Source organism: Kitasatospora sp. NPDC059747, assembly GCF_042732955.1.
Classification (GTDB): domain Bacteria; phylum Actinomycetota; class Actinomycetes; order Streptomycetales; family Streptomycetaceae; genus Kitasatospora.
On record NZ_JBHWGV010000041.1, the window covers coordinates 24,542 to 40,400 of the forward strand.

The 15,859-nt window shown below is 74.1% G+C and carries 16 protein-coding genes; 6 read left to right on the forward strand and 10 right to left on the reverse strand.

Going from position 1 to position 15,859, the window contains the following annotated elements; genetic code table 11:
* Positions 1-5: 5 nt before the first annotated feature.
* From ACFV4G_RS19530 to ACFV4G_RS19540, 3 genes are all read right to left on the reverse strand, one after another.
* The gene (locus tag ACFV4G_RS19530) at positions 6-1,061 is read right to left on the reverse strand and encodes a Rieske 2Fe-2S domain-containing protein (protein ID WP_380441923.1); all 1,056 of its coding nucleotides are present in this window, start codon (positions 1,059-1,061) and stop codon (positions 6-8) included.
* Between the two features lie 5 nt (positions 1,062-1,066).
* Entirely contained in the window at positions 1,067-1,963 is an 897-nt protein-coding gene (locus ACFV4G_RS19535; RefSeq protein ID WP_380441925.1) for a methyltransferase domain-containing protein, read from the reverse strand.
* A gap of 105 nt (positions 1,964-2,068) precedes the next feature.
* A complete protein-coding gene (locus tag ACFV4G_RS19540; protein ID WP_380441927.1) occupies positions 2,069-2,347 on the reverse strand; it encodes a hypothetical protein in 279 nt (92 codons plus the stop codon).
* A gap of 224 nt (positions 2,348-2,571) precedes the next feature.
* On the opposite strand from ACFV4G_RS19540, the gene ACFV4G_RS19545 reads away from it, so the two are divergent.
* Positions 2,572-3,030: a hypothetical protein gene (locus tag ACFV4G_RS19545; RefSeq protein WP_380441929.1), complete on the forward strand. Its 459-nt coding sequence runs from the start codon at positions 2,572-2,574 to the stop codon at positions 3,028-3,030.
* A gap of 84 nt (positions 3,031-3,114) precedes the next feature.
* Positions 3,115-3,609, forward strand: a complete 495-nt coding sequence (locus ACFV4G_RS19550) for a hypothetical protein (RefSeq protein WP_380441931.1) — start codon at positions 3,115-3,117, stop codon at positions 3,607-3,609.
* A gap of 462 nt (positions 3,610-4,071) precedes the next feature.
* Here ACFV4G_RS19550 and ACFV4G_RS19555 read toward each other — a convergent pair whose 3' ends face one another.
* Together ACFV4G_RS19555 and ACFV4G_RS19560 are read right to left on the reverse strand one after the other, a co-directional pair.
* A complete protein-coding gene (locus ACFV4G_RS19555; protein ID WP_380441933.1) occupies positions 4,072-5,208 on the reverse strand; it encodes a PucR family transcriptional regulator in 1,137 nt (378 codons plus the stop codon).
* A gap of 58 nt (positions 5,209-5,266) precedes the next feature.
* Positions 5,267-6,172 (reverse strand): GntR family transcriptional regulator, encoded by a 906-nt coding sequence (locus ACFV4G_RS19560; protein ID WP_380441935.1) that lies wholly within the window; start codon positions 6,170-6,172, stop codon positions 5,267-5,269.
* Between the two features lie 213 nt (positions 6,173-6,385).
* Here ACFV4G_RS19560 and ACFV4G_RS19565 point away from each other — a divergent pair, with 213 nt between their 5' ends.
* A complete protein-coding gene (locus ACFV4G_RS19565) occupies positions 6,386-7,207 on the forward strand; it encodes a tyrosine-protein phosphatase (RefSeq protein ID WP_380441937.1) in 822 nt (273 codons plus the stop codon).
* Positions 7,208-7,266: 59 nt separating this feature from the next.
* Positions 7,267-7,830, forward strand: coding sequence for a DUF4291 domain-containing protein (locus ACFV4G_RS19570; RefSeq protein WP_380441939.1), 564 nt, complete (start codon positions 7,267-7,269; stop codon positions 7,828-7,830).
* A gap of 31 nt (positions 7,831-7,861) precedes the next feature.
* Here ACFV4G_RS19570 and ACFV4G_RS19575 read toward each other — a convergent pair whose 3' ends face one another.
* Together ACFV4G_RS19575 and ACFV4G_RS19580 are read right to left on the reverse strand one after the other, a co-directional pair.
* Positions 7,862-8,740 (reverse strand): ABC transporter permease, encoded by an 879-nt coding sequence (locus ACFV4G_RS19575; RefSeq protein ID WP_380441941.1) that lies wholly within the window; start codon positions 8,738-8,740, stop codon positions 7,862-7,864.
* Entirely contained in the window at positions 8,737-9,648 is a 912-nt protein-coding gene (locus ACFV4G_RS19580) for an ABC transporter ATP-binding protein (protein WP_380441943.1), read from the reverse strand. Before ACFV4G_RS19580 ends, ACFV4G_RS19575 begins: the two co-directional genes overlap by 4 nt.
* Before the next feature lie 153 nt (positions 9,649-9,801).
* Between ACFV4G_RS19580 and ACFV4G_RS19585 the strand changes: the two genes are divergently transcribed.
* Both ACFV4G_RS19585 and ACFV4G_RS19590 read left to right on the forward strand, forming a co-directional pair.
* A complete protein-coding gene (locus ACFV4G_RS19585; protein ID WP_380441945.1) occupies positions 9,802-11,037 on the forward strand; it encodes a sensor histidine kinase in 1,236 nt (411 codons plus the stop codon).
* Complete coding sequence (locus tag ACFV4G_RS19590; protein WP_380441947.1) at positions 11,034-11,690, forward strand: response regulator; 657 nt, start codon at positions 11,034-11,036, stop codon at positions 11,688-11,690. The genes ACFV4G_RS19585 and ACFV4G_RS19590 overlap by 4 nt, the downstream gene beginning before the upstream one ends.
* 176 nt (positions 11,691-11,866) lie before the next feature.
* Here ACFV4G_RS19590 and ACFV4G_RS19595 read toward each other — a convergent pair whose 3' ends face one another.
* The 3 genes from ACFV4G_RS19595 to ACFV4G_RS19605 all read right to left on the reverse strand — a co-directional run bounded on the left by ACFV4G_RS19595 (position 11,867) and on the right by ACFV4G_RS19605 (position 14,955).
* Positions 11,867-12,958 carry a hypothetical protein gene (locus ACFV4G_RS19595; protein WP_380441949.1) on the reverse strand — a complete coding sequence of 364 codons (1,092 nt, stop codon included), beginning with the start codon at positions 12,956-12,958 and terminating at the stop codon, positions 11,867-11,869.
* 304 nt (positions 12,959-13,262) lie between these two features.
* Positions 13,263-13,712: an SgcJ/EcaC family oxidoreductase gene (locus tag ACFV4G_RS19600; protein ID WP_380441951.1), complete on the reverse strand. Its 450-nt coding sequence runs from the start codon at positions 13,710-13,712 to the stop codon at positions 13,263-13,265.
* 61 nt (positions 13,713-13,773) lie between these two features.
* Complete coding sequence (locus ACFV4G_RS19605; protein ID WP_380441953.1) at positions 13,774-14,955, reverse strand: MFS transporter; 1,182 nt, start codon at positions 14,953-14,955, stop codon at positions 13,774-13,776.
* Positions 14,956-15,859: the final 904 nt, after the last annotated feature.

The window sequence follows — 15,859 nt, forward strand, 5'->3', positions numbered from 1 at the left end:
ACCCGTCAGTCCGCCAGCGCCCCCTCCGTCGGCGCCCCGTCGGCGAACGGCTCGGGCCGGACCGCTCCGCCGATCTCCTCGCCGTAGAACTGGCGCGCCCAGCGCCGGAGCAGCCCGATCGAGCGTTCCCCGGGGACCAGGCGCGGCTGCGCCAGGTAGCGCTTGTGGGCGAGCACCGGGCGGTCCTGCTTGACGACGCGTACGGTGCCCCGCAGCGCCACCCACGCCGCCGCCCGGTCCGCCGCCCGGTCCGCCGCCGAGGCGAGCACCCCCGGCGCCCCCGGCACCCCGGGCACCCTCGGCACCCCCGGTGCCGGCCGGCCGACCGCCACGGCGATCAGCACCGCCGTCCGCCACGGCGCGACCGGTGTGGACAGCACCCACACCCGCAGCCGGCGGCCCAGTCCCGGCAGTTCCGCCACCACCTGGATCGAGCCGAGTCCGGCCAGCGTGACCGGCTGCTCCAGGCTGACCGCGCCGAGGCCGGGGAAGCGGGTGGTCGTGCGCTGGTGGACGGTGAACAGCGGGCCGGCGATCTCCGGCGGGGCGGTCTCCCGGGTGTCCAGGCCGTGCAGGACGGCGGTGTGCCGGAAGTCGACGCTGTTCTCCGCCACCTCCTGCGGGTGCGACAGCACCTCCCCGCGCCACCACGCGAGCGGCACCGCCCCGACCGGCGGTGGGAGTTCCCACGTGGGCGGTTCGCCGGCGATCCCCCGCCAGACGTACAGGATGCCGTCCCGCTCGGCGAGGTGGTTGTGCGTCAGGCCCGCCCGCAGCCGGGTGCCGTCCGGCGCGCCCGTGCACGAGCCGTCCGGCCCGAACGCGAAGCCGTGGAACGGGCAGACCAGGTCCTCGCCCCGGACGGTCCCGCCCGCCCCGAAGTGCGCGCCCAGGTGCGGGCAGTGCGGGCCCACCGCGCGCAGCGTGCCGCGCCGGGTGCGGTACAGCACCACGTCCTCGCCCATCAGGCGGGCCGTCCGCACCCGGCCGGGCGGGACGTCCCGGGCGAGGCCGACGCAGAACCAGCCGCTCGGGTACGGCAGGGGGGCGGCGTTCGTCATGCGGTTCACCTCGGGGGCTCGGCGGTGGAAGCGGGGGAGAGCGGCTTGACGGGATTCGACTTGACGGCGGTGTGGACGTACCAGGCGACGTATGCCCGCACGGCGTACATCTCCACCGTGGAACGGAGGTTGAGCCAGCGCGCCGGATCGCCGAACCGGCGCAGCACCGCCCACGGCAGCCGGAAGTACGCGTACACGGCCTCCGTCGTCGGCGTGTAGTACGGCGTCGCGTCCAGCGCCTCCTCGACCTCGAACCCTGCCTCGGCGAGCAGGTGCGGGAGGTTGCGGGCGTGGTAGACCTTGGCGCCCGTCATCACCATCGCGTCCAGGTAGGGTTCGAGCAACGCTCGTGCGTCCGGCGCCATTTCGTCCAGCGGGACGGTGCTCATCGGACCGAGCAGCACCAGCCGCCCGCCCGGGCGCAGCACCCGGTGGAGCTCGGCGAGGGCGCGCGGCGGGTCGTAGGAGTGGACGAGAGTCTCCATCGAGTACGCGCCGTCGAACGTGCCGTCGCGGAACGGGAGTCGGTGGAAGTCGCCGCACGAGAAGGTGGTGCGGTCGGACAGTCCCGCGCGGGCGCTCAGCCGGTTCGCCTCGTCGACGTGGAAGTCCAGCAGGTCGACGCCGGTGACCGCGAGCCCGAACCGCACCGCCATCGCCCGCGCCACCACGCCCGCCCCGGCGCCCGCGTCCAGCACCTCGGCGCCCGGCGGGAGCGCGAGCCTGCGGCCGAGCACGTCCTCCAGCTGCCGCTGCGCCCGCCACAGGCGCCACTTCGACTGCCCGGGCTCGGTCCACCCCCAGTGCCGGGCGTTGCGCGCCACCCGGCTGTAGAACAGCCGGCTGCCCGTACGCCCGTAGACCCGGCGCAACCCGGCGAGATCGGGTTCCTGAGCGATCATGCAGACAAGCTAGCCCCGCACGTGAGGCGCGGACTCGCGCGCCACGCGCGGGGCTCGTTCGTTCGAAGTCGTGCGAATTCGTGCGAAGTCGTTGCGACGAGATGATCAGCCGACCATCGTCTTCCGCAGCCACGCCGTGATGAGCTCCATCGCCTCGCCCATCTTCGAGATCGCGCAGTGCCCGGTGTCCGGAAGCAGGTGCACCTCGGTGGCGCGGCGGCCGGTGAAGACCAGGGTGTCGTGCTGCGGGACGTGCAGGGAAGGCCCGGGGCGGCCATGAGGTGGACTGACGTCGGCCGTGCCGCCCGGCGCCGAGACCGGCGGGCGGGCCTCGGTCGTGCCGGCCGGCGCCGCGACCGGCAGGCCGCCTCGGCAGGGCTCCATCCGGCGGGGGTGGGGAAGACGCCCGGAAGGCGGGACGCGCGGAGCCGGTCCCGCCCCGGGCTCCGCAACCCGCGGGCCCGCCCTGCGTTGAACCGGCCATGAACAACTACGCTGCACCGCTTGATGCTTGGCAAGGAATCTCATGGAAAGCCGACACCCGCCCGTCGGCCAATCGGCATGTCCTTCCGGTGCTCCACGCCGTACCGCTCGGTGACCGTTGGCTCGTGCAGGTCGACGCGATCGCCCTGGCCGCCTTGGCGGCCATGCCGGACGCGGCGATCGCGTTGCGCAGCAGGCGCGGCTACCTGCCGGAGAGCCCCGGGAACCAGGCGCTCGCCGAGATGCTCCGCCGGCGTCCGCAGGACTTCGGCCTCGTCGGCGGACCGATCGTCCTCGGAGCGGAGAGCCTCCAGTGGGAGGCCGACCGGGTGCGCGGGGGCGGCAGGCTCTGGGTTTCGGGGCTGGAGTGCTACGACGGGTTCCAGCGGCTGGTGATTATGGCCCACGTCGCCCGCGAGTTGCCGCCGCCGGAACTGGTCAAGGCCGTGCTGTGGGTGGTCGTGGTCACCGGTGAGGACCGCCGGCGGACCCGGGACCTGTGCGACACGGCGGACCGGTGCGTCAGTCCGGCCGTTCCGCAGGACAATCTGGGCAGTTGCCCGCACCTCCGGGCCGTGCGGTAGGAATTTGCGGCAGAGGGAAGCTATTTCGACACCCGCCGGGGTGTCGTGTCCGGGCCGCACCCGGTGGGCTTCACGATCGCGGACGTGTTCAGGTCCCTGGCGGCGCTCTCCCGCGGGTCGAGCCCCCGGCTGAGCAATCGGCTGCAGACCGACGAGGGCCTGGACGCGCTCTGGTCGGACCTCGGCAGCGACGCCTACCGGAGCATCGTGCACGAGGACGTGCACGCGATCAGCGTCCAACGGGCCGTCGAGGCGCGGAGGGAGGCGCAGAAAGCGCTCGCCCGGCTCCGGAAGCGCCACAGCACGGGCCACTACAAGCTGCTCGAGTACGCGCCCGAACTGGTGATCTGGGGCGCCTGCCGGATGCTGCCGCGCGCAACGCTGCACGACGGGGGGCGGAACTCGCCGCGCTGGACGGAGATCATCCACGGTCAGCTCCCGGCCGAAACGGAGCGTGTGGCCCACCTGCTGGTGGTGTCCTACGAGCGGCGGCGGGGTGCGAAGCACATGTTCAAGAACGTGGCGCCGAGGCTCGACCTGTGGCTGGAACTGGTGGACGACGTGTTCGGCTGCGGTTAGGGGACCGGCTCTCCGGGGGCGGGACGGGCTTCGGGGCCGCTGCGGCGCGCGGCGGTCGGTCGCGTCGGCACCGTGTCCCCCGACACCGTGACCGACGTGACCGGCATACCCCCCGGGGTGCCCACCGGCTCGTGCCCCCCCGGCACGGTGCCCGGCACCCCCACTGCGGTCGGCGCCACCCCCTGTCGGGCGCCGACCCACGGCCGTCGGTCCGAACCCGGCGACGACCGTCGGCGCCGGGCCCGCCTGCACCACCGGACAGCCCGCCGCGGCCGCGACGTCCCCCCGTCGTGGGCCGCGCCCCCGAGCGCGTTCCGGTGGCACCGCACACCTCGGCGCCACGGAGATCGTGACAGTGCGGAGGCCCTCCGCACATTGCCAGGACCCGGCAATCTTGACGCCCCTTTGACACCCGGAAACGCGCGTGCGTCCGCGTGCATGCGCGCCCGCCGGCCGGCGTCGCTACAGCGGCTGCTCCGGCCAGTTCAGGAGCCGGGCCCCCATGGCCGCCGTCTCCAGCGTGAAGCGCTGGAGGGCGTCGGACGGGTCGTAGCCGGTCAGGGCCTTGATCCGCTCCAGGCGGTAGCCCAGGGTCCGGACGCTCAGGCCCAGGCGGCGGGCGGCCTCCGCGTTGACGTAGGCCGTCTCCGACTGGACCACGATCGTGTCCAGCAGCGGGCGGGCCCCGCCCCTCGCCTCCGTCAGCGGGCCCAGGACCGTCCGTACGAGGTCCGCCATGGCCGCGCGGTCGCGCATCAGCACCGGGAAGACGAGCAGCTCCTCCGCCTTCAACTGCCGTGCGGGGAGGGCGAGCCGCTCCGCGTAGTCGAGTGCCCCCAGCGCCTCCTCGTAGCTGCGCAGCACCCCGCTCGCGCCCGAGTGGCGGCGGCCCGTCGCCACCCGCCGGACCGGGCGGTAGCCGGTGCCGGGGCGCAGGGCCAGTTCGGTGAACGCCTCCAGCACCACGCGTTCGCTGTCCGGGGCGATGCACACCAGCCGACCGTCCTTGCCGGTCAGCAGGACGCCCCGTTCGCCGAAGCGCCCGACCAGTTCCCGTTCGACCCGGCTCACCAGGTGGTGCACGTGGTGCGCGTCCGCCGCGGGCCCGTCGACGGCGGCCACCGCGACGGCGTAGGCGCTGGCGAGCCGCAGGCCGAAGCGGTCGGCGCGTTCGGCGAGGGCGCCGAGGTCGGTGCGGCCGTGCAGCAGGTCGTCGATGAACTCCCGCCGTGCGGACTCCTCCTGGCGCACCGCCATGCGCTGGGCGCGTTCGTGGCCCTCGCCGAGGGCGGCGAGGGCGGCCTCGGTCGCGGCGAGGACGGCGTCGCCGGTGCGGCGCAGGTCGCCGACGCCGCTCGCGGCGGTGACGTCCGGCAGGGTGTGCCAGGCCCGGCGGGTGGCGGCCAGGCCGTGGGCGACCACCTCGCGCAGGCCGTAGCCGGCTTCGGCGCAGTGCTCGCCGAGGGTGCGCAGGTGCTCCAGTTCGGCGCGGCGCGGGAGCCGGCCGGTGCGGGCGACCTGGGCGAGCAAGTCCGTGCAGGCGGTGGCCAGTTCGGAGGGTATGCCGGGGTCGGGTCCGGGTTCGTTCCCCGCCGTCATCGTGTTCCGCCCCGCTCTTCGTTCGTGCCGCTACCGGCGCGGAACCCTAGCAGGACCGCTACGGGCCGTCCGGCCCAGGTCCGCCCGCCGCAGAGTCGCCGGGCCCAGGCCCGTCCGGCTCGGGCCCGCCCGCCGCCGAGTCGCCAGGCCCAGGCCCACCCGTCCCAGGCCCGCCCGCCGCCGAGTCGCCCGGCTCCGCTCCCAGCGGCTCGCGGAAGTGCAGGACGAAGCGCGCGCTGCTGCCGTCGATCCGCCGCCGCACGTACAGCGCCGGGGCGCCGTCCGGGGTGCAGCTGACGCCCTCGCGCACGAGCAGCGGCGTGCCCGCCGGGACGCCGAGGAGTTCGGCGTCGGCGAGGTCGGCGCCGATCGCGCCGAACGCCCGCCAGTCGTACTCCAGCTCGACCCCGGCGGCGCGGGCGAGGTCGAGCACCAGGTTGCCGGGCCGGCCGGGCCGGACGAGCTCCGCGGGCAGCGGCCCGAACGGCACCCAGTAGCTGCACGCCGCCCGGGCCCGCCCGCCGAGGCGGATCACCGTGTCGACGCGGGACAGCTCGCCCGGCCCGCGGCCCAGCTGCCGGGCGGCCTCCTCGTCCTCCGCCGAGCCGGCCACCGGCCGCGTGCCCAGCACGAACTCCCCGTCCCCGCCCTCCGGGGCGCCCGGCAGCGCGCTGTGCACGCTCCCGAGGTCGAACCGCTGGCTGCGCGGGTCCACCGTGATCGAGACGCGCACCGCCGGCGGCCGGACGAACGTGCCGACCCCGCGCCGGATCTCGACGACGGCCGCGCGCTCCAGCTCCGCCACCGCCTGCCGGACGGTGAGCCGGTTCACACCGAACTCGGCGCTCAGCTCCGGTTCGCTGGGCAGCCGGGCGCCCGCCGGGTACGCGCCGGCGTCGATCCGCTCCTGGAGCTGTCGCGCCAGGCGGCGGTAGAGGGGGGTGCTGGGAGGGTTGGTCGCCACGGGCACGATCCTACGAAGCTCCCGGCCCGACGATTCCCGTCCGGCGCGGGCCCTGGCTCGGCGCGGGCCCCGGCTCGACGATCCGGCCTCGGAGCGGTGCCATGGAAGGTAGCCCCGGGGGAGGGCGGCTTGCCCGCGACCCCCCGGAGCGGTTAGACATCTGGACGACACATCTAGATGTCTAGATGTCCTCTCGAAAGGCATAGGCCGCGCATGTCCCTGGTCAACTTCCGCGACTCCGCCGTCCTCGGCGACCCCGAGGGCCTGCGGGTGCGCCCCGGTGTCCTCTACCGCTCCGCCCAGCCGTTCCCGGCCGCCGACGCCGCCACCGTCGAGCAGCTGCGGGCCTGCGACATCCGCACCATCGTCGACCTGCGCGACGGCTCCGAGACCGACCCGGCCGACTGGGCCGCCGCCGAGTCCGCCGGCATAGCCGTCGTCGCGGCCCCGGTGAACCCGGCCACCGACGGCCTCGCCGAGCGCTTGCGCACCATGACCACCGCCGCCGACCTCGGCGACTTCTACGTGCTGATGGCCGAGTCCGCCCCGGCCGCCGTCGCCGCCGCCGTCGAGGCCGCGGCCCGTCCGGGCGCCGTCCTGCTGCACTGCGCGGCCGGCAAGGACCGCACCGGGCTGCTCACCGCGCTGCTGCTCGACCTGCTGGGCGTCCCGGCCGAGCTCATCGTCGCCGACTACGTCCGCACCGCCGACGCGCTGCCGCAGATCTTCGCCGGTCTCGCCGACCGCCACCGCACCGCCCTCAACGAGCGGCCCGACCTGCACATCCCGGCCCCGCTGCTGCAGGCCCCGGCCGAGGCGATGGCCGTGTTCCTCGACCTGGTCCGCACCCGCCACGGCGGCGCCGCCGCCTTCCTGCCGGCCTGCGGCGTGAGCGCGGAGACGCTGGCCGCGTTCCGCGCCAAGGCCGCCGCCGATGCCTCCGCCGATCCCGCCAAGGCCGCCGCCGATGCCGCCGCCCATCCCGCCGCCGATGCCGCCGTCAGTGCCGGCGTCGTGGAGCCCGCCGCGGGCTGAGGCCGGGGAGCCGCAAATCCCGTTGCCGCCGCCCGCCCCTCCTGGCAACGTGCGTCGGCATGACCGCGCTGTACGGGATCCGGGCCGACCACGACGAGCGGACGATCGTCCTCTACCAGGCGTACGCCCCCGCCGTCGCCGACCCGGCGCTCGCGGCGGGCCGGTTCGTGGCGCCGTTCTCGTTCCGGCGGATGACCTGGATCAAGCCGTCGTTCCGCTGGCTCATGCACCGCAGCAACTGGGCCCGCAAGCCCGGCCAGACGCGGGTGCTGGCGGTCCGGATCACCCGCGAGGGCTGGGAGGAGGCCCTGGCCCGGGCGGTCCTGACGACGGCGCACCCGGACGGAGTCGCGGGTGCGGCCGTGCACGTCCAGTGGGACCCGGAGCGGACGCTGCGCGGGGGAGCGCTCAACCACTACAGCATCCAGGTGGGGGTGGGCCGTTCGCTGATCCGGACGTTCGCCGACGAGTGGGTGGTCGGCCTCACCGACCTCACGCCGCGGGTGCACCGGATCGCCGACCTGGTCCGGGCCGGCCGGGCGGCACAGGCCGAGCGCCTGCTGCCGCCCGAGCGCCCGTACCCGCTGCCGGCCGCGATCGCCCGCCGCCTGGGAGCGGACTGACCTCCGCGGGTCCCGCCGCCCCGGCCCGTCCTCACACGTCCCGCCGCCGTACCAGGACGACCGTCACCGCCACCGCGACCATGCCCCACACCCCCATGGTGATCCAGGAGTCCAGCACGCTCGGCGCGTACTTCCCCATCGTGGTCGTCGAGTTCGGGTTGATGGCGAGCCGCTGCACGGTGGCCAGCGGCAGGTGGGTGCCGATCTCCTTGAGCCACCGGTAGCGGTCCCCGCCGAACATCATCGGCAGGATGAACAGCAGCATCACCAGCGAGACGATCGACGCGGTCGCGTGCCGCAGCAGCGCCCCCAGCGCCATCCCGATCAGCGCGCAGACCGGCACGATCGCCGCGTACCCGAGGACCGCCCGCAGGCAGCCGTCGTCGGTGATGGACAGCCCGACGTGCCGGGAGGCCAGCATCGCGTTGGTGGCGAAGAAGGAGACCACCGACACCACCGCCCCGGCGAGCGCGGTGATCCCGCCGATCAGCAGCACCTTGGCGCCGATCACCCCGCGCCGGTCGGGCACGGCGGCGAACGTGGTGCGGATCAGCCCGGTGGTGTACTCGCCGAAGACGGTGATCGCCCCGAGGCTGCCCGCCGCGACGGCCATCAGCGCGCTCGAAATGCTGCCGAGCCCGTGGTACAGCGGGTCGTACCGGTACGGCGGCATGCCGGGCATCCGCGCGGGCGGGTGGTCGATGTACGTCAGGTCGGTGTGGACGGCGTTGATGTTGACCGCGATCGCCACCAGCGAGGCCAGCGCGAGCACCCAGTAGGTGGACCGCAGCGAGCGGAGCTTGATCCACTCGGCGGCGAGCAGGTCGGTGAAGCGGTGCAGCGGCGCCTCGGGGTGAAGCGGCGCCGCGGGCTGGAGCGGGGCTGCGGGCTGAACGGTCACGGTACTCATCGGGCATCTCCGGCCAGGTACTCGACGCTGTCGGCGGTCAGGGACATGAACGCCGACTCCAGGGAGGACGTACGGGGGGCGAGCTCGTGCAGCACCACGCCGTGCCGCAGGGCCAGTTCGCCGATCCGGGCGGCGGGCAGGCCGGTCACCAGGCCGGTCTCCGGGCCTTCGCGCCGCACCTCGGCGCCCGCGTCCGTCAAGACCGGTACCAGTGAGGCGAGTCCGGGCGTCCGCACGGCCACGCCCGCCACCGCGTGCCGGGCCGAGAAGTCCGCGAGGCTCTCGTCGGCGATCAGCCGGCCCCGGCCGATCACGATCAGCCGGTCGGCGGTGTGCTCCATCTCGGCCATCATGTGGCTGGATACGAAGACCGTCCGCCCCTCCTCCGCGAGCCGCCGGAACAGCCCGCGCACCCACAGCACGCCCTCCGGGTCCAGCCCGTTGAGCGGCTCGTCGAAGAGCAGCACCGGCGGATCGCCCAACAGCGCGCCGGCGATGCCCAGCCGCTGCTTCATGCCCAGCGAGTACCCGCCGATCCGGCGCCCGGCGGCCTTGCCGAGCCCAACCTCCGCCAGCACCTCGTCCACCCGCCCGAGCGGGATCCGGTTGCTGCGGGCCAGCGCCGCGAGGTGCGCCCGGGCGCTGCGCCCGCCGTGCACGTCCTGCGCGTCCAGCAGGGCGCCGACGTGCCGCAGGCCGCGCGGGCGCCCGGCGAACGGGACGCCGTCGACGGTGACGGTGCCGCCGGTGGGCGTGTTGAGCCCCAGGACCATCCTGAGGGTGGTGGACTTGCCGGCGCCGTTGGGGCCGAGGAAGCCGGTGACGGTGCCCGGCCGGACGGTGAAGGACAGGTCGTCGACGGCGAGCTTGTCGCCGTACCGCTTGTTGAGTCGCTCGATCTCGATCACGGGACAACGGTGCCGGTCGGAGCCGTGCACCGGCATCGGGCGACGGGACACACCGCGCGGCCCACGGGACACACCGCGCGACCGGTGCAGTGGCCCCGGGGATTAGGCCCGTGGGCCACTGTGCGGCGCACGGATGATCGATACGATCGGGCGATGATCATCGAAGCCCGCCCGCCGCTGCTCCGGCGCCTGCCCCCGGGCGTGTGGGTGGCGGCGTTCTGGGCGGCCGTCGTCGTCTTCCGGTTCTTCACGCGCGCCGACGAACTGCGCCACCTCCTCACCTATGACGGCAACCCCGAGGACATGCCGCTCGTCGTCACGGCGGTCGTCACCACGTCCGTCGCCGCGCTGCTGGTGCGCCTGCCGCTCGCCGCCATCGCGGTGGCGCTCGCGGGCGGCCTCTTCTCGCTCGGCATGTGGAAGGTCCCCGAGACGACCGTCCTCCAGTTCCTGATCGCCGACGCCGTCGTCGGCTACTGCGCCGCCACCCGCACCCGGCTCGTCTCCCTCTGTGCCGCCGGGATGCCGCTCGCCATGCTCCTCGGACTGTTCCTCTGGGGCGCCCTCAACGGCTACCCCGTCAACCCGATGGCCTACGGCGGCATCGGCGCGACCGTTGCCATCGCCTGGCTCGTCGGCAACACGATCCACCAGAGCCGCCGCCACACCGAAGCCCTGCGCGGGCGCGCCACCGAACAGGCCGTCACCGCCGAACGGTTGCGCATCGCCCGCGAGTTGCACGACATGGTCGCCCACAACATCGGCATCATCGCGATCCAGGCCGGCATGGGCCGCCGCGTCATGGACACCCAGCCCGCCGAGACCCGCAACGCGCTCGACGCCATCGAGGCCACCAGTCGCGAGACCCTCGCCGGACTGCGCCGCATGCTCGGCGCGCTGCGGCAGGGCGAGGGCGAGTCCGCGCCGCTCGAAGTCGCGCCCGGACTGGCCGAGTTGGACCGGCTCGTGGCGAACACCGCGGTCGCCGGCGTCCGCGTCGCACTCACCCGCACCGGCGAGCCGCGCCACCTGCCCGCCGACGTCGACCTCGCCGCCTTCCGGATCGTCCAGGAGGCGGTGACCAACGTGGTCAAGCACTCCGGGACGAGGGACTGCCACGTCACCGTCGACCACCGCCCGGACGAGGTCGAGGTCACCGTCGTCGACCTGGGCGTCGGTGCCGGCGCGGGCGGCGGCTCCGGAGCCGGCCCGGGCCACGGCTCGGGCCCGGGGCGCGGATCCGGCACCGGCTACGGCATCGCCGGCATGCGCGAACGGGTCAGCCTGCTGAACGGCGAGTTCAGCGCCGGCCCGCGCCCCGAAGGCGGCTTCCGCGTCGCCGCCCGACTACCGCTCCCCGCGGACTTCCCCCTGGAGGTGGGACCGTGATCCGAGTCGTCCTGGTCGACGACCAGCCGCTCATCCGCACCGGCCTGCGCGTGCTCATCGCCGACACCCCCGACCTGGAGGTCGTCGGCGAGGCCGGCGACGGCGCCGAGGCCGTCGACCTCGTCACCCGGCTGCGCCCGGACGTCGCCGTCATGGACATCCGCATGCCCGGCGTCGACGGCATCGAGGCCACCCGCCGCATCGCCGCCGACCCCGGCGTGGACACCCACGTGCTCGTCCTCACCACCTTCGACGACGACGACTACGTGTACGGCGCGCTGCGCGCCGGCGCGAGCGGGTTCCTCGTCAAGGACCTCGCCCTGGAGACCATCCTCGACGGCATCCGCGTCGTCGCCGCCGGGGACGCCCTCATCGCGCCGAGCGTCACCCGCCGCCTGATCGGCGAGTTCGCCGCCCGCCCGCAGTCCGCGCCGACCCCGCGCCGGCCCGTCGCCTCGATCGTCACCGAACGCGAACGCGAGGTGCTCACGCTGGTCGGGCGGGGGCTGTCGAACGCCGAGATCGCCGCGGAACTCGTCATCAGCGTGGCCACGGCGAAGGCGCACGTCGCCCGGCTCTTCGCCAAACTCGACGCCCGCGACCGGGTCCACCTGGTCATCCAGGCCTACGAGTTCGGCCTCGTCGCACCGTAGGTCCCGACGGCGCCTCCGCGCCCCTGTCCCCCCGGGCACGGCAAAGCGCCGGGGCGGGCCCGCACTGCCCGCCCCGGCGCCTGTTTTCCGGCGGCCTTCAGATGGTTCTCACGTGGTGCTCAGACGGTTGCCCGGATGGTTGCCCGGACGGGTGCCCGGACGGGTGCCCGGACAGTTCAGGGAACGACCGGGTGCGAGATCTCGCAGCCGCCCGCGCCGCCGTTGTAGTCGTTCGCCCAGGTGCCCTGCATCGCGAACGAGCCCGTCGCGAGCGTCACGTTCTGCGCGCCGCCCACGCCGCCGGTGCCCTTCCAGGCGCACTTGTCGGCGTTCTCGGAGCCGGACGAGTCGGTCCAGCCGCCGGCCGGGTTCTGGTCGGTGATGGTCTCGGAGTACTCGTGGCCGTACACCATCGTCACGCCGTCCAGCAGGCCCGCGGTGCCGGTGTTGACGTAGTTCTGGCCGCACGAGGTGCCCATGTCGGTGACGTACGGGTCGTTGGTGAACGCGATGTCGCCGTACGGGGAGGAGGCCGCGCCGCCGCTCAGGGTGGAGTCGCCGTTCCAGTCGTGCCAGGCGCAGAAGCTGCCGGAGGTGGTGTTGAAGCCGTCCGGGTGGGTGCCGGTGGGGGAGAGCACCACGTACTGGACGTTGCGGTTGGCCGCACCGGTGGTGTTGCCGAAGTGCCCGGCTGCCTTGATCGCCTCGTTGGCGATCTGGTTGCCGGTGGCCTGGCCCGGGGCGGCGGCCGACGGGTCGACCCAGACGCCGGCCAGCGCGCCGCCGGTCGGGTAGCCGACGTGGGCGGCGGTGGACGGGCAGGAGGTCGCGCCCTTGGTGATGCCCTCGCAGTACTGCGTCATGACGCCGGACCAGGTCTCGTTGTTCGTGCCCAGGCCCTTGAACAACTGCTGCGCGCGGACGGCGATGCCGCTCGGGTCACCCGAGAGCGTGGTGTAGCCGTTGGCGTCGGTGCCCTGGGTGCCCCACTGGGAGCCCCAGAAGACCAGGTAGACCTTGGGCGCGCCGGTGGTGACGCCGATGCCGTCGACACCGCCGCCGTAGTTGAGGTTCGACGTGCGCTTCCCGGCCGCGGCGGCGCCGGCCTCCTTGGTGGGGACGACGCCGTGCCGGTACGGGTGGGTGTGCCCGGCGAACTCGCTGCCGGGCTGGTCCGCCTGCGCGGGTGCGGCGGCGGCGAAGCCCGCGGCGGCCAGCACCAGCGAGGAGAGGCCGGTCAGGACTCTGGAGGTGGGGGACATGCCCATCGTGAGGGTTCCTCTCTGCCGCCGGCGCGGAGGTGTGGGGTGCGCCGGCGGTTCATGGGGCCGAAAGGGTGGCCCGAAGCAAAGCAGAGCCGCTGAAAGCGGGTCAACGAGATCGGAAGCAAAGGAAACCCAGCCGTACCGTAGCGAACTTCAAAAGCGGGCAGGTCAGGGCATGTCCATGCGCGTAGCGACGCCTTCTATCAACATTCGGAGGGGAGTTCCGCAACAGTATGGAGACCGTCCACACAACACGTCGGGGCCCCGGCCGGGTTGGTCCTCCCGGCCGGGGTCCTCGCGCCTCACGTCAGTTGCCGGCGGGCGGCTCGGCGGCGGGCGGCTCGACGGCCGTGTTCTGGCCGGCGACGATCCGCCAGCCGTCGTCCTGTCGGGCGACGACGTAGAGCGTCGCCCCGCGCACGCCGTCGACCGGGTTGCCCGCCCGGTCGGTCGGCTGCTGCGCGACGTTCACCGCGATGACGTCGGGCGCGATCTCCAGCAACTTGACCACGTCGTAGCGCGCGTAGGAGTCCGCGAGGAACCCCTTCAGTGCGGGCCCGCTGAACTCGGCGATCGACGCGCGGTCGTCCAGCCGCAGGCCGCGGGCGTTCGACCACGACGTCCGCCGCGCGAACTGCGCGGCCAGCGCGTCCCCGTCCTTCTCGTTGAACGCCCGCTCCAGCGCCTTCACCACCGCGGTCACCGCCCGCCGCACGTCCTCCGGGACGGACCCCACCACCAGCACGTCGTTCGTCATGACCTGACCTCTCGCCTCTCGCACGTCGCATCGACGGATCGGATGCGACCATTCGATGAGCTCAAGCGCCCTTGAGGTCAAGTGCCGTCCCGCGCAAGGAGTCCGGCCCCGGCACCACCAGCGCCGCGACCAGCGGGAACGCCACCACCGCCGCGTACGCCCACGCGTAGCCCGTCACGCCGATCAACGCACCGGCCGTCGGGGCGACGCCCGCCGCCACCGCGTTCTGCACCGTCGTGTGCACCCCCAGCGCGCGGCCCGCCCACGAACCGCCCGCGTACTCGGCCACCGCCGTGAACGACAGCCCGTTCGTCGACACCGTCACCACGCCTGCGGCCATCAACGCCACCGTCGCCGCCGCCGAGTGCGCGAACGCCCCCGCCGCAAGCACCGCCAGTACGCCGGCCGCCGTCAGCGCCAGACGCCGCATCGGCACCGTCCGGCTCCCCGCCCGGTCCGACCACCACCCGGCCGCCAACCGGGCCCCGGCCCCCGCCACCTGCACACCCGCCAGCACCGGACCGGCCGTCGACGGCGACCAGCCGCGCTCCTCCACCAGGAACACGAACGCGAACACGGACACCGTGAACTGCGGCACGACCAGCAGGGTCGCAGCACCGTGCAGCCGCCACAACACCGGCGTCCGGTACGGGTTCCCGCGCTTCTCCCCGGAGCCGCCCCCGACCCGCGCCGGGTCCCGCACCAGCACGACGACCAGCAGTGCCGCGGCCACACTCAACGCCCCGAGCACCGCCAGCGCCAAGGACCGTCCGTGTGCGGCCAACGGTGGCAGCAGGAGGGCCGCCAGCGCGACCCCCAACGGCAGCGACGTCTGTCGCAGCCCCATCGCCAACCCGCGCTCCCGCGCCGGGAACCACCCGAGGATCAACCGCCCGCTCGACGCGTGTGCCGACGCCCCGGCCGCCCCCGCGACCAGGAAGCACACCGCCAACCCGACCGTCCCGTGCACCGCCGACGCCCCCAGCAGCACCAGGCCCCCCACCCCGAGCCCCGACGCCAGCACCCACCGCTCCCCCCAGCGGTCCGCCGCCGCACCCCAGGCCGCGAGCGTCAACACCAACCCGATGGTGGGACAGGCCGCCACCAACCCCGCCTGCCCCAGGGACAACCCGCCCGCCCGCAAGGCCGGAATGAGGTACGGCAACCCGAACTGGAACGCACACCCCGAGGCCATCGCCACCATCCCGACGACCAACACCACCCACCGCCGCCCATCACCCATACCGCCCACCCAACCCGACCACCCCCACCCCGGCCACCCCCGCCCACCCAATGGACACCCCACCCGCAAAACATCGCCCACGCCGCAGCCCCAGCCGGCCCCACGTCGCTTCACCCGTGCCCTTATGGCCGGGCACGAGAAGTCGGCCGCCTCGACGTCCTACGCGCCGCGGCCCCAGGCGGCCCATGTCCCCCTTGTCGCCGGGGACGAGAAGTCGACGTGCCCGACTTCCTGCGCGCCGCTGCTCCAGGCGGCCCCGCGTTGCTTCGCCCGTGCCCTTATGGCCGGGCGTGAGAAGTCGACGTGCCCGACTTCCTACGTGCCGCGACCCCAGGTGGCCCCGCGTCGTTTCGCCCGTGCCCTTATCGCCGGGCGCAGGAAGTCGGTGGGCCTGACTTCCTGCGCCCCACCTCGCCAACGGCTCCGGGGCCGGCGGTGTCGGTTCCACCTACTCTGCACGCTCTGCACGAAAAGTCGATGAGGCCGACCTTTCGTCAGCGCTCCGCTAATGGGCCCCTAATCGCCGGGCGCGAGAAGTCGACGTGCTCGACTTCCTGCGCACTGCTGTGCCGGGTGGCCCCGCGTTGCTTCGCCTGCCCCCTCAACGGCCGGGCACGAGGAGTCGACGGGCCCGATCTTCCGCGCGTCACCCTGCCGCCGGCGGTGCCGCGTCGATTCGCCCAGCCCCCAACCACCGGACACAGGAAGTCGATTGGCTCGACTTCCTGTGTCCGGCAGGATCCGCTTTCCGACCGTGTTGCTTCCAACTGTTGGCCTGCGTGGCTGTGCCCACTGGCTTGCGGGCGCGCGGCCGCCGGTTGGGGCGGGTGCGCGGGGTGCGTGGGAGGTCGATTTGGCCGACTTCCTGTGCGGGCGCCTCCACTCCGCTCGCCGGCGCCCCGGG

What these genes read in the sequence shown, in the direction of transcription:
- ACFV4G_RS19605 (WP_380441953.1), bottom strand. Translation starts at nt 14,955, where the DNA reads ATGGGTGATGGGCGGCGGTGGGTGGTGTTGGTCGTCGGGATGGTGGCG.
- ACFV4G_RS19530 (WP_380441923.1), bottom strand. Translation starts at nt 1,061, where the DNA reads ATGACGAACGCCGCCCCCCTGCCGTACCCGAGCGGCTGGTTCTGCGTC.
- ACFV4G_RS19535 (WP_380441925.1), bottom strand. Translation starts at nt 1,963, where the DNA reads ATGATCGCTCAGGAACCCGATCTCGCCGGGTTGCGCCGGGTCTACGGG.
- ACFV4G_RS19600 (WP_380441951.1), bottom strand. Translation starts at nt 13,712, where the DNA reads ATGACGAACGACGTGCTGGTGGTGGGGTCCGTCCCGGAGGACGTGCGG.
- ACFV4G_RS19595 (WP_380441949.1), bottom strand. Translation starts at nt 12,958, where the DNA reads ATGGGCATGTCCCCCACCTCCAGAGTCCTGACCGGCCTCTCCTCGCTG.
- ACFV4G_RS19575 (WP_380441941.1), bottom strand. Translation starts at nt 8,740, where the DNA reads ATGAGTACCGTGACCGTTCAGCCCGCAGCCCCGCTCCAGCCCGCGGCG.
- ACFV4G_RS19585 (WP_380441945.1), top strand. Translation starts at nt 9,802, where the DNA reads ATGATCATCGAAGCCCGCCCGCCGCTGCTCCGGCGCCTGCCCCCGGGC.
- ACFV4G_RS19540 (WP_380441927.1), bottom strand. Translation starts at nt 2,347, where the DNA reads ATGGAGCCCTGCCGAGGCGGCCTGCCGGTCGCGGCGCCGGCCGGCACG.
- ACFV4G_RS19555 (WP_380441933.1), bottom strand. Translation starts at nt 5,208, where the DNA reads ATGACGGCGGGGAACGAACCCGGACCCGACCCCGGCATACCCTCCGAA.
- ACFV4G_RS19570 (WP_380441939.1), top strand. Translation starts at nt 7,267, where the DNA reads ATGACCGCGCTGTACGGGATCCGGGCCGACCACGACGAGCGGACGATC.
- ACFV4G_RS19565 (WP_380441937.1), top strand. Translation starts at nt 6,386, where the DNA reads ATGTCCCTGGTCAACTTCCGCGACTCCGCCGTCCTCGGCGACCCCGAG.